Genomic DNA, 12,697 nt, shown 5'->3' on the forward strand with positions numbered 1-12,697 from the left:
CCTGTTTATTTGATTTTTTGAACTCATCTTTTTTTGGTTTAGTTGAGTTCAAAATTCAGGAATAGCGCCTGTTCATTTGGCTCTTTGGGTAGGATGAGACCAATTTTCAAAGGTTTTTAGATTATTTCCCTTCCACCTAAGAAACTTTTTGGGTTTTGAGGAATAGGGTAGGGGATTCCCCTGTGATTTTTTTAAATGCTCTGTTAAAAGTTGCCTTGGAGTTGAATCCGCATTCGTAGGCAATGGCCGTGAGGGTCAATTTGTAATATTCTGGATTTTGGGAAAGCGTTTTAAATTCCTCGACACGCCATCGGTTAATGAAATCATAAAAATTAACCTGTTCGATTTCATTGATCACCTGAGAAAGATGATTGGTTGGGGTATTTACCAGTTCAGCCAATTCACCAAGGTTTAGTTCAGGGTTTAGATGGGGTTTTTGGTTTTCCATAACCGCTAAAAGAAGTTGATGGATCTCCTTAGCGGAATCTTCCCGAAGACTTGACTTGTGATATTTTTCTTTTTCAGGAGCTTGGTCCGGAGCCTGGATTTGGGAAGGTTCAAAATGGGTAAACCCAGTTTGAGACTCCGAGAAGGCAAGAGTCCCTAAATCAGAAAATACTCCCGACTGTCGAATTCCGAAAAAGCCAATCAGAATGGCAAACAGACTTACGGTGAAAAATATTAACTGGTCGTTTCCTAGAAAGATGATGCAAATCCATATTATGGACATTCCCCAAAAGATGAATTTAAGCCAGTTGAGCTCCATCTTGGTTGTAAAGGAATAGGTATCTTTTAGTCTCTTTTTATGAATTCGGAGTTTTTGTATTGTAAGAATTAAATAGAATATTCCACTCAGTTCCAAAATCAGGTAAGAGGTCGCCAATCTCGGTTTAAATTCTCCTCCCTCTGATTCAAAGACCCTTATTTTGTCTTCAATATCCATAATCCAAAAGTCATGGAATGCAAGAATCGCCACAACAGGAAGTAGAAAGTGCCTGAATAAAATACTTATCCTGAAAATGTTAATTCCTGAAAAGGACCTTACATATAGATAGAGAAGAGGACCATGGAAAAAGGGTAAAAAGACATTGAAGCCCAACAAAAAGGAATAGGAGTAATAGAGCTGATTTAATATCAAAGAATAAATTGCCAAGTGTAAGGCAATTATGGTGAGCCAAAACCCTAAAATCAAATCGGATTGTTTGCTGTTTTTTTTGGTAAAGGCTAATACAGAGAGAAAAAAAGATATAATGACTCCTATGATATAAATCATTTCAGTTGCGGTTTTTTGATTTGGACCCTAGATTACAAAGATACCGTTCCAAGTAGTCCATAGGAAAAAAAGTGTTAGACACAGGTCTAAAAATGAGGCTCTGCAAGGCGGAGAGTTATGAATTGAATTTTTGTTCTGTCACATTTATTCTTTATCAATAAAAATTAATAAGAAATGAATAGTTTTTGGAAAAGTTCCATATGTAGGGGTGCTATATTTGGTTTGTTTATTTTTCTGTTGTTTTCCTGTTCGGAAACAGAGCAAGAACCTTCGGATGATTATTTTATTAGTGCTAAGCTTTCTGGGCAGTCATTTAAATTTCAGGATTCTGCTACAGGAGTTGTAGAGGCAAGAAGTTTTTCAGCGTTTGCTGGACAGAACCCAACTTCCAACTTCCCTTCCTTTTCATTTGACATTGAATCCTTACCTATTTCCGTCGGAGAGTTCAAGGAGTCAGATTCTGGATTGATTATGATCTTCAGATATAGCCTTTCAGGAACTGAAACTTTTCACTCCCAAATGGGTGAGGAAGGTGATTTTGTGATACGAATTTCTTCCCTAACTGAAAAGTATATTGAAGGCAGCTTTAGCGGGACAATTAGAGGGGCATCAAATTCAAGTCAGTTTTTCACAGTATCAGAAGGTAAGTTCAGACTTAAAAGAAGTTGAATCATCCATTAATTTGGGGGATGAAATCCCAGAAATTATCCATTCAAATGGGGGATTTTTTTTCGGTTTGTTTTCCCTTGTTTTATGCTACAATCTGGTATTTCAAAAGAAGATCAGTTATTGTAATATGGTTTTAGTTTAGTTAGATAGAAAAAGGGACATACGGTCCCTTTTTTTTGATTAATCCAAATTTATTAGACGTAGGTCTATATTTAGGAAATAATTGAAAAATTTAATTCAATTAAAGCCCATCAAGCCTTAGTTTCGATTATAAATTCTATCTTATGAAAATATGCATTTCACTTTATTTATCCTTAGTTTTTTTGACCTTTCCTCTTTTAGCTCAGGATATAAAATTTGATAAGGAAAGTACTCTTCCATTCATCAAAGATGGTTCTTCTTCTATTTATGGATCTGTATTTGCCAGGGATAATACATCCCCAATTAAGGGTATGGCTGTTTTAAATATGAATCCCAAACAGATGGCGAGGAAAGGGACAGAAATAATTCTCATTCCTTATACAGATTACTTTAAATTTTGGTCTAAGGAAAACAAAAAAAGAAGTAAAAAAGGAGTGGAGCCTTTAACTTTGCCCGAAGAAGCTTATGAATGTATCGCAAAAACGGAGGTAAAGGACGATGAAGGTAATTATTCTTTTAGCGGATTAATGCCTGGAAAATATCTATTAATGACCAATTTTGATTATGACCATACCTATTCAGTCACTAGGACGGAGGGATATGTGAACAGCTACATTGGAAATATGTATATCGGTTCTTCTCCGATTGAAAGAATTTATCATTACCAAACTCAGTCTCTAGCTTATGTAGAAAAAATTGTTGAAATAAAGAATGAGGGTGAAAGGGTGAAAGCTGATTTGAAAAGAACCAAATAATTGAATCTGGATAGTTTGGATTTTATTTTTAGCCCCTTTTAACTTAGAAGGGGTTATTTTTTTACTTACTTATTATTAAAAAAATGCAGTATGAATTGATTAATAGGTCTTCCTATTGGTTGAAGCTGCAAGGAGAAAGCAAATAATTAGTAACAGATTATATTCAACACCACCGGTTTGGTGCCCTACAACAAACCATCCATTCGGTAGATGTACAAGAAAAATGCCCATTGTAAGGACGAAAATAAACCATAAGGAGGTCCATTTTATCCAGAGTCCCAGCATCAGAAGAGTACCGCCAATAAGATCTAGAGCGGTTATCCCAGAGGCTATAATAAAACCTTGAAAAAAACCTTTTGACTCCAGGAATTTCCCGAAATCCCCAATAGATCGATAGTAGATTCTGGCTGCTCCATGTGTGGCCATCAGAAAGCCTAGGAAAACTCTCAAAAATGATAGGAGTATTTTTTGACTTGGGAATGGAAAACGAAAGGATTTCATGTCTTGATAAATTTTTGGTGGATTTTTAAATAGAATGAAGTCAGTTCCGGTAGATTTACTTCCAGAAGATAACTCTCTGAATGAAAGGAGAACCTTCTTACTTTAGCCTTTGGAATTAGATTTTTGATTTTTTTTATTGATTCCTCGTTTTGAGGTTGAATGGGATTGGTCACAAATAAACTGATAGGAATCTTTAATTGATTTAATGGTGAAAACATAAAATAGTAGTCTTTATCTGTGTCCAGTTTGGCAAGTTCTTTTGGTATCAAATCTTTATTGAAGATTCGTTGAAAGACACCGGAGAGTCCAATTGGGTATATGCGATTGACAAAATCTAAATTTCCGTCCGAAAATTTATGCAATTTTATTCTTTTGGATTTGGTAGGAGTATATTTGGGAATTTTAACCCAATGGGGTGATTTGGGATCCCAATGATAGGGTTTAGGGATGAAAAAGTTTTTATCAAATATGAAGCTAACGGAAAGCAACTTCGCTTCCCGCAACTCTTCCTTAATTTTTGGGATAAGAAGACAGCTTAAGTTTATCCCAAAATCATGGGCAAGGATATGAAATGAGCTGATTCTATTTTTTTTTAGCAGATAAACGATCTGTTTTACGCTATCTTCAAGGGAATAAGAATACCTCTTTGGTCGATCAGAAAAACCCAATCCCATTAAGTCTGGTAATAATACTCTGAAGTGTGATTTTAGCCCGTCTACCAGACTAACCCAAGAGGAACTTGATGTGCTTAAGCCCTGAATAATTAGCAAATGAGGTCCTTTTCCTTCCTGAATTCTAAAGATTCGGTCAGTTCCATATAAATTGAAACTACCTCTATTTATCCATTTGGCCTCATCTAAATTCATAGCTTCATTTAAATTACATGAATGAGGGGTGAAATAAGAAAGGGAGCTTTTCGCTCCCTTTTTGTTATTTTAGATTAAAATAATAATGTCCGCCAATTCCTATTAGGAATCCTGAATAATCATAAAATTCAAATCCTACTTGATTGAATCCCAATTCTATGTTCAGTCTTACTGCTTCGGTTATTTCAGGAACATGGAATTCCAAACCTGCTCCCAATCCAAAGCCTATATGGTTTTCCCGTTCATTAATAGGTCTTCCTTGACCGTCAAAAGTCTGGTATTTGTAAGAATATGTACCTATTTGCCCCAGTAGGTAGGGCTTATAAACGAAGGAATCCCCTTTTTCTTCAAAATTGTATAGGTATCTTCCATAGATTGAAGTGAATGGACCTGAAAATCCCAATACGGCCTGTATGGTATGTTTTTCAGTAAAATCGTATTTTCCACTCAATCCAAACGAGGGGAAGCTGGATTGGAATCCAACACCAATACGTGGGTGGGAAAGTTCTTGTGCTTTTGCAACCAAGATTATTCCGAAGAAGAAAATGAGAATGATAAGTGATTTTTTCATTTAATTGTAGTTGTAAGTTTAGTTTAGTTTTCTTTAATTTTTTTTAAAAGATTGACTTTGCTTTAAACGGATATTGATTTTTGGCTCCGGTAACCCCTCCATGCACATCTAATTCCTTTTCCAAAATTATTTCCTTCTCCGTGGTCAATACATACTCAGAATCTTTGATAGTTACATTAACAGATTCCTGAGAATTGGAGGTAGAATACATTGTAGAACCGGTTGAAACTCCTATCCCGATTGAACAGTTGAATGTGATGAATTTTCCAGTATGCCCTTTTTCAAAGAAGAAATCTTCACTTACTACACGGTATTCACCATCACCCATTTCATAGAGGTAACCAGTAATTGAAGAACCTGAAAATGGGCCATGATTTCCAGGTCCTGAAGTAGAGATGACGAAAGTTCTTAATTCTGGACCCTGCGGATTTGGCCTACTTGTACTTTGTATACTTACACCTCTTTTATAAATGAAATCTCCCATTTGCCAACTAGCGTCACTCAATTTTTCCAATGGCTTATTTTCCGAATCCTCACTGACTCCGCAGGAAACCAAGATTAGAAGTACCACTAATGGTCGAATTCTTTGGATTTTAAGTTTTCCCCAAACCATTCTCGGTTCAATTAGGAGATGAAGAAGGTTTCTTTCCATTTTTGGAATCTTCCATCTCTTTGACCATAATCCCTTTTCTTATTCTGCTTAAGTGCCTTTGGGTAATTCCCAAATAAGAAGCAATATGGTTTAAAGGCAAATGCTGAAAATAATGAGGTTGATTTTTAATCAACCGAACATAGCGGGTCTCTGCATTTTCTTGATAGACCCTTTTTAGAAGCCTTTCCATATGTAGGTATTGCTGCTCAGAGTATATTTTTAGAAATCTGGTCCAACCTGGGTATTGGTTTGCCAGTTGCTCTAGCTGATCTTTAGCGATTATAAATGCCTCAGAGTTAACTACTGCTTGAATATTTTCACCGGATTCTTTTTGGGTAATAAAGGATGAATAGGCAGCAAGGAAGTTATTTTCGAAAGTAAATCCGTATGTTACAACAGATCCCTGTGATGGCGTGAAGTAGGTCCGGAAAATACCCTTGGTTACAAAAATTAATTCGGAGCTGATTTCTCCTTCTTTAATAAGATATTCGTTTTTTCTGAATTTACGTAACTTCACTTTACTTATGAAGGACTCGATTTCTTCACTTCCTAAAATTCTAAGGCTATTTAAATGGCTTTCTAATAGTTTTAGATGGGTAGGTTTCATTGCATAGCGGTTTAGATGTGATGAAAATCCTGCTTAACCTCTTACTTTGCTTTTGTTAATTGATTCTTCTTTTTGTTCAGAATCTTAGATAAGCGATCTTTTCAAGAGTAAAAGTATGAGTCGATAAATCCGCGAGAAACCCCCAAAATGGGTTAAATTTTGAATAATCCATTTAGCTTGAAATTTCCCATTTTTAGCAGTAGTTAAAACATTTTGAACCACTTTCACTTAACTCCAAACAATATATTAGGGTAGAATGCGCTTTGGGACTCTCATGCTTTTATCCTAGTTAGGTTCCGTAATGTTCTTAAGTTTTGATCAAGGAATACATAACCTATTAATTTATTAAAAGAATCATGACCAATCCATACCTTATTTTGGGGTATTTTATTCCAAGGAAGATCCTTTTAATTTGAAACAGAATTCTCCATTTCTACCCTAATTTATGTTTAGTCCTTTTCGCTTACTTATATCTATTTTTTTATTCCATCTTTCGGTCCACGTCTTTTCCCAAGGCTCTTCATCAAACTCGAAGGCCCTTCCAGTTATCAGAATTGATAGATCAAAGGGACTTATACCTAATTACATCTATGATTTAGACTCAGATAAGAATGGCCAGCTTCTTTTGGCCACCTATGGTTCAGGGATCTTGGTTCATAACGGAATGAATTTTAAGCCTCTTTTACCAGATTCTATTGCAGATTTTCCTGTGGTAAGGAGGCTGGTCTCTATTCAGGATGAGGTTGTTTTTGTACATCATACAGGGATTTGGCAATACAAACCAGGATGGACCTATCCTAAAGAGGTTTTCACTGGTGATTTTATGGTGTATTTATTAAAAAAGCTTGCCAGTGGGGATATTGTCTTTTCGAATAATGAAAAGTCGGGTCTTCTTGTTAAGGGAAACGATGGGGTTTATCAAATAGGGTCTCAACCTTTTCCATTTCCACTCAATGATTTTGTGGAGGTAAGTGATCGCTTGTGGCTTGGAATTGACTATTGGGGAAAAGTGCATACTTATGATCCGCAGGAAAAGAAGCTTTCTGAACCGCTTCCAATTGATTTTCCAGTGGAAAAAGGGTTTGTGTTGAAAGGCCAAATGGTTTTTTATGGTTTAGGAAAGATGTTGACCATGGATATGAACCTCAGGGTAAAAAACCTCGAGAGGTTTTCTGAGAATATTCGGTTTTTCACTTTTATGGAGGAATCTGATCGGATTTGGATGGCAGGCCCTTCTGGAATTTATTTATATAAAGATGGCAGAGTATTTCCTTTGGAACCGCTTTCAAGCCTTGGCAAATCTCAAATTACCAAGATTTTTAAGACTGCAGATGGTACTATTTGGATGGGGACTTATCAAGAAGGTCTTTTTAAAATTTATGATCAGAGTATTTTAAGAATTCTAAATCAGGGGGAAAGCCTGGGCTATGTGACCAATCTACTTCCCTTACCCGGGAAACCTGAATCTACCCTTGTGGTAACCATGAATTCTCTTTGGGAATATTCTCAGAAAGAAGGCTTACAGTCTATTTTCCTCCCAAATAAACCCTGGTTTCCGATTTTGGAGGCGGGAGGGATTACTTCAACCGGAGTAATCCTCTTAGGTGGAAGAAATTTGTTGTATAAGGGCGATATCAAAGATCTAAAGTTTGAAAAAATAACAATCCCTGGTTTACCCAATACTCAGACTCTTAGAATTGTCCCATTGGAAAATGGAGACATTTTGCTGGGATGTCAGGATGGGTTGTTTTTGTTGGACTCTAATCTCACCATAAAGAAGGAGTATATTCAAGAAAATCTTAGCCCTTCCAATATTTCACAGATTTCATTTTTTTCAGATGACCTAATACTTTTTGGAAATTCTGTGGATCTGTTTTTGTGGAAAGACGAAGTTATTACTCCATATGATCCCCCTAAAGTAGAAGGGAAGGTAATATCTCATTACCCGATTTCCGACTCAAAAGTATGGTTTGGGACTTCTGCTGGAAAAGCAGTGCTTTTTGACATTCAGACTGAAGAAGTTTTACGGGTGGTAAACTCCAGAATGGGAAAGATTGTTACTACAGTAGGGTTTGGGCCGGACAGTACCTTATTGATTGCGACAGAAATGGGGCCTGAACTTTTACGGAAAGATGGTAGTATGCTTGTTTATGATGAAAGAGTCCAAGCGTTTGAAGTTCCATTCAATTCTTACAGATTCTATCAAAATGGGGATTTCTTGCTGGGTACTATAAATGATTTGTTCTTGATTGATTCGGAATATCAGCAAAAAGAAAAGTCCCCACCCTATTTGGAGAGTTTTCATATCAATGATCAAATTCATTCTCTTTCCTACAGGAAAGGAGATTTTGCAGATTCCTTAATTCATTTTCCGCCCGATCAAAACAACTTTTTATTCAATGTCAATCTAGTTGAATTTCAAGGTGGCGAGGGTGTAATGTATAGTTTCAAATTAGTAGGTTTTTCGGATTCCTGGGGTCCATGGCAATCAGATCCTACCGCTCAGTTTACAAATATTCCATCAGGATCCTATTCTCTTGCTGTTAGAATCCGGTATGATGACGGGCAGATCAGGGATTACAAAATGCCCTATATCTTTCAAATTGAGCCTCCATTCTGGAGTACAAACCTGGGTTTATTTTTAATATTTATACTTTTTTGGCTTGTGTTTTTTGGCTTACTGAATGCTTTTGAAAAAAGGAATATTCAGAAAAACAGAAAACTTACCGCACTGGTAAATGAGCGAACTCAGGAGGTTTTGGAGATCAACAAAAACCTGGAGGAAATTGTGCGGGCTAGAACCTTCGATCTAGAGATGAAAAATCTCGAGTTGTTAAAAACTATTAAAGAGAAAAATTTTTTTCAAAGAAATGAACAGATCATTTCTTCTCATACCCATGATATTGTTTGCCTAATTGATACCAGTTTTAAAATTAATCTTATTTCCGCAAGCGTTGAGGCGTTTTTAGGTATCCCTGCCGAGCAAATCAAGGGAAAGCAGATAATCGAGATTCTCGGAGATGAAAAAGAGATGCAGAAGCTGAAATCTTATCTATCTGACCTTGAAAAAGATACGGGTAACCCTCCGTTATTGATCAAACTCTCCCATGTTATAACCCATGAAGAGCTCAGCATTGAAGTTGTCGGCAATAGAGTTTTCAGCCAAATAGGACAATCTCATTCCGGATATGTTCTAAATTTAAGAAACGTAACTGAAAGGGAATCCCTAAAGGAAGAGCTTATTGGAGTTTATAAAAATATTTACAGGGATTTTCATGATGAGGTTGGCAACAAACTGGCCAGAATTATTGCACTGGTATCTATGGCCAAGCTCCAAATGAAAGAGAAAATTCATTTTGGTGAAACCATAGAAAAGGTAGAACACACCGCAAAAAATCTGTACCGGGATACCCGGGATTTTATTTGGTCCTTGGATGAATCCAACAACAACCTCGATGAGTTAAGCATACAGATCAGAGATTTTGGAGAACAACTTTTTGATGGTTCCTCCATATCCTTTAAATATTTTTCAAGCGGGTTGACAGCTGTTCCGTTAAAACCCAACAGGGTAAGGGATGTTTTATTGATCATCAAGGAATTGTTAACCAACGTGCTCAAACATTCCCAGGCTACAGAATGTACTTTGATGGTCCGGAAGCAGGGATCCCAAGTGCTTTTTCTGATCTATGACAACGGAGTGGGCTTGGAATCCGAGAAATTCAGCAAGGGAAGAGGCTTGAAAAATATTTTATTCCGAGCTGAACGTTCTCAAGGTCACGTCGTCTTTAAAAACAATGGAAGGGGGACCCTAATAGGGATTAGGATTCCCCTGTAACCATGTAGCTGATTCTCAGGGTTTGATCCGGATAATGATTGTGCCTTTTTTTCTTCCCGAGTCCAGATAGTGATGGGCCTCGACTATCTCATCCAAAGAAAAGAACCTGTCAATAACTGGCTTGAATTTTCCCTGGTCCACCAGGGTTTTTAAGTAATACAGCTGTTCTTTGCTGTCTGAAGAGATTTCCAAACCTCCAACGCTTCGGTACGCTCCTCCTGTATTGAGTAATTTAAGGCATGCTTTTTTATTGCTATTCCCAAAAGCATCAAAAATAAGGTCAAATTTTTCTGAAATCTTGGTATAATCGGTTTGATCATAACAAATGATTTGCTCAACCCCCATTTTTTTCATCAGATCCAACCCTTGAGAACTACAGACTACCGTAGGGTTTATCTCATAGGATTTACAGATTTGAACTGCAGCTGTCCCTACTGCCCCAGTACTTCCAATAATCAAGACCTTTGGGTTCACTCTTTTCTTGATCCCTAATTTTCCCAAAAAATAGCTGGCTGTCTGTCCACCAAAGGGAAGTGCAGCAGCTTCTTCAAAACTGCAATGCTTGGGCTTAGTAACTACGCAGCCACTTTCCTTAATAACCAGATATTCCGCATGGGCTCCAAACTTCAATCCTGTGACTCCAAAAACCTCGTCTCCAGGATGAAAGAAATTCACCTTTTTTCCTTTGCGTATGACGATTCCCGAAAAGGCGGTCCCCAAAATGGGCCTCCTGGGTTTGTTGAAGCCTAAAACCATTCGCATGAGAGGCCTTAGAAAACCGCTAATTTCCAGCCTTCTTACTCTTTTATCCGCTGCATTTAAATCTGCTGCTATCACCATCACTAAAATCTCATCCTCTCCGGGTAAAGGCATGTCCGTTTGTTGGATTTTCACCACTTCGGGAGGTCCATAGTGGCTACAAACTGCCGCCTTCATTTGAAGGGATTGGTCGACCAGTGGCTTTGAGGTTAATTCTTTCTGATTGGTAACAGAATCCTCTTTAATGAAATCCGCTAGAAAAATAGATTTCCCTATCATTATTATTTTTTTAGGTAAAACCAAGGGGTGGAATATTAAATCCGCTTAAAAAGGAGCATTCCCTAGGTGAAAATTGCAGAGAAATTTTACCATAGGGAGTTAAATGAAAAGGATTTTGACATTAAAATAAATTCTGAAACAGAATGAACTTTCCCTTATCGCTTTTTTCTTTCAAGTCTTGTCTATTGTCCACTAGTAGCAAAAGGCCCTTGGTAGTATTAGTTTCGAGAACAAAAAAGGACCTTAAATTTGAATGTGCTCCCGATGGTATACTTTGAGCTAAGGTGGATTTTCATAGTCAGTTGGTTTTGTTTCTGATTCAAAATTAATCCAGCTGGCATTAAAAAAAATTAACCTAAGTTAATTTAGCATTCGATCTCTATAAATAAGTCTCGCTCGTAACCTGCTTAGAGATTGGGGTTTGATTCCTAAAAAGCTGGCCAATTGATTCAAAGGTGCTCGTTGAAGTAGGTCGGGTCTGCTTTTGACCAAGTTCAAATATCTTTGCTCAGGAGAGCTGATTTTAAACTCATCCAGATCAATTTGTTTTTTTACAGTAACTCTTCCCCCAATATCCTGCATAGGGTTTCAAACCTTGGGAATTGTGAAAATATTATGGATTCCATTTTGGGATTGGAAACTGAAATTATGGAATCCTCAACCGTCTCCACAAAGTACTCAGAAGGTTGTTGATTGGTAACACAAACGGGAAGCAATCCTTCCAACTCCGAATAAAAGGCGGTGGTTTTTTCTTCTCCATCAATTTCATAATAGGTTCTCAGGATTCCTTTCAATACAAAAAATCCCTGTTGGGAATACTGACCCTGCCGCAGTAAGAGAGTTCCTTTACTTACGCTTCGGAAAATGTCACAGGAAATGATCAATTCCTTCTCCTGCTCAGTCAAAGTCATGTACTTGGAAATAAAATCAAGTAACCTGTGCTGCATGGCTTTTGGAGTGGGAAAGGAAAATGATAATTCAAAGATAGTTTTGGTGGCAGAAGAAGACTGAGGTTCCTAATTCAATCCCTACTCCATCTACTATTAAATGTATCGTTTTGATTTGGCTAATTCTATGGCCTCAGACTTGGAATTTACCTGAAGTTTGGAATAGATGTTTTTGATATGGGTTTTAGAAGTCTCTTTGGAGATAAAAAGTAAATCGGCTACCTGAGAATAGGATTTTCCTTCTGCAATCAGCCTTAAAACATCTTTTTCCCTTTCTGATAAAGGGGAATTAGGGTTTGAATGGAAATTATGTATCACCATTCTTGCAATTTTTGAACTCATTGGAGCTCCCCCTCGGGCAAGTTCATCAAGAGAGTTGACCAATTCCAAGTAGTTGTAACTTTTGGTAAGGTAGCCTGAAGCTCCGGCACGGAGCGCTTCAAATACCAGTTCAGAATCATCGTAGACCGTAATGATTACCACATCAATATGTGGGTATTTGGATTTGATGAACCGGGTTCCTTCAATACCTGAAATTTTCCCGGTTAATTGGATATCCATTAATATGATGTCAGGCCTGTCTTTGGATATATTGGAAAATGCTTCTTCACAACTGTCATAAGAATTTACATACAAATACTTGTCAACGGATTTGATCATCAGTTTATAACATTCTCGTAGTTCCTGATCATCTTCAATGAGTACTATTCTTTTTTGAAATTCCATAAGCTGTTGGATAACCTTACTAAGTACTTGAATCCTTGAGGATTTGTTATCCCCCAATTTGGGGTATATACTTGATATTTTGCGGGAATCTTCGAATAATTTGCCTGCCTCAGCCC

12 protein-coding genes are annotated in these 12,697 nt (G+C 37.2%); 3 read left to right on the plus strand and 9 right to left on the minus strand.

Annotated features, from left to right (window positions below; genetic code table 11):
* Nucleotides 1-136: 136 nt before the first annotated feature.
* Entirely contained in the window at nucleotides 137-1,273 is a 1,137-nt protein-coding gene (locus AAA943_RS20650) for a helix-turn-helix domain-containing protein (protein WP_338226281.1), read from the minus strand.
* Nucleotides 1,274-1,447: 174 nt separating this feature from the next.
* Here AAA943_RS20650 and AAA943_RS20655 point away from each other — a divergent pair, with 174 nt between their 5' ends.
* Together AAA943_RS20655 and AAA943_RS20660 are read left to right on the plus strand one after the other, a co-directional pair.
* Nucleotides 1,448-1,942: a hypothetical protein gene (locus AAA943_RS20655; RefSeq protein ID WP_338226282.1), complete on the plus strand. Its 495-nt coding sequence runs from the start codon at nucleotides 1,448-1,450 to the stop codon at nucleotides 1,940-1,942.
* 284 nt (nucleotides 1,943-2,226) lie between these two features.
* Nucleotides 2,227-2,838 carry a hypothetical protein gene (locus AAA943_RS20660; protein ID WP_338226283.1) on the plus strand — a complete coding sequence of 204 codons (612 nt, stop codon included), beginning with the start codon at nucleotides 2,227-2,229 and terminating at the stop codon, nucleotides 2,836-2,838.
* A gap of 99 nt (nucleotides 2,839-2,937) precedes the next feature.
* On the opposite strand, the gene AAA943_RS20665 is transcribed toward AAA943_RS20660, so the two are convergent.
* The 5 genes from AAA943_RS20665 to AAA943_RS20685 all read right to left on the minus strand — a co-directional run bounded on the left by AAA943_RS20665 (nucleotide 2,938) and on the right by AAA943_RS20685 (nucleotide 6,035).
* The gene (locus AAA943_RS20665; RefSeq protein WP_338226284.1) at nucleotides 2,938-3,339 is read right to left on the minus strand and encodes a DoxX family protein; all 402 of its coding nucleotides are present in this window, start codon (nucleotides 3,337-3,339) and stop codon (nucleotides 2,938-2,940) included.
* Nucleotides 3,336-4,205, minus strand: a complete 870-nt coding sequence (locus AAA943_RS20670; RefSeq protein ID WP_338226285.1) for an alpha/beta fold hydrolase — start codon at nucleotides 4,203-4,205, stop codon at nucleotides 3,336-3,338. The genes AAA943_RS20665 and AAA943_RS20670 overlap by 4 nt, the downstream gene beginning before the upstream one ends.
* 64 nt (nucleotides 4,206-4,269) lie before the next feature.
* A complete protein-coding gene (locus AAA943_RS20675) occupies nucleotides 4,270-4,776 on the minus strand; it encodes an outer membrane protein (RefSeq protein WP_338226286.1) in 507 nt (168 codons plus the stop codon).
* Nucleotides 4,777-4,819: 43 nt separating this feature from the next.
* Nucleotides 4,820-5,428 (minus strand): hypothetical protein, encoded by a 609-nt coding sequence (locus AAA943_RS20680; protein ID WP_338226287.1) that lies wholly within the window; start codon nucleotides 5,426-5,428, stop codon nucleotides 4,820-4,822.
* Entirely contained in the window at nucleotides 5,397-6,035 is a 639-nt protein-coding gene (locus AAA943_RS20685) for a Crp/Fnr family transcriptional regulator (RefSeq protein WP_338226288.1), read from the minus strand. Before AAA943_RS20685 ends, AAA943_RS20680 begins: the two co-directional genes overlap by 32 nt.
* A gap of 664 nt (nucleotides 6,036-6,699) precedes the next feature.
* Here AAA943_RS20685 and AAA943_RS20690 point away from each other — a divergent pair.
* Nucleotides 6,700-9,870 (plus strand): sensor histidine kinase, encoded by a 3,171-nt coding sequence (locus AAA943_RS20690; protein WP_338226289.1) that lies wholly within the window; start codon nucleotides 6,700-6,702, stop codon nucleotides 9,868-9,870.
* A 15-nt stretch (nucleotides 9,871-9,885) separates the two neighbouring features.
* Here AAA943_RS20690 and AAA943_RS20695 read toward each other — a convergent pair whose 3' ends face one another.
* The 3 genes from AAA943_RS20695 to AAA943_RS20705 form a co-directional block, all read right to left on the minus strand.
* The gene (locus tag AAA943_RS20695; RefSeq protein ID WP_338226290.1) at nucleotides 9,886-10,806 is read right to left on the minus strand and encodes an NAD(P)-dependent alcohol dehydrogenase; all 921 of its coding nucleotides are present in this window, start codon (nucleotides 10,804-10,806) and stop codon (nucleotides 9,886-9,888) included.
* 653 nt (nucleotides 10,807-11,459) lie between these two features.
* Complete coding sequence (locus tag AAA943_RS20700) at nucleotides 11,460-11,855, minus strand: Crp/Fnr family transcriptional regulator (RefSeq protein ID WP_338226291.1); 396 nt, start codon at nucleotides 11,853-11,855, stop codon at nucleotides 11,460-11,462.
* A gap of 96 nt (nucleotides 11,856-11,951) precedes the next feature.
* Entirely contained in the window at nucleotides 11,952-12,581 is a 630-nt protein-coding gene (locus tag AAA943_RS20705) for a response regulator transcription factor (RefSeq protein ID WP_338226292.1), read from the minus strand.
* Between the last annotated feature and the right edge of the window lie 116 nt (nucleotides 12,582-12,697).

Origin of the sequence: Algoriphagus confluentis, from assembly GCF_036245625.1 — a bacterium.
In the GTDB taxonomy this organism is placed as follows: Bacteria; Bacteroidota; Bacteroidia; order Cytophagales; family Cyclobacteriaceae; genus Algoriphagus; species Algoriphagus confluentis.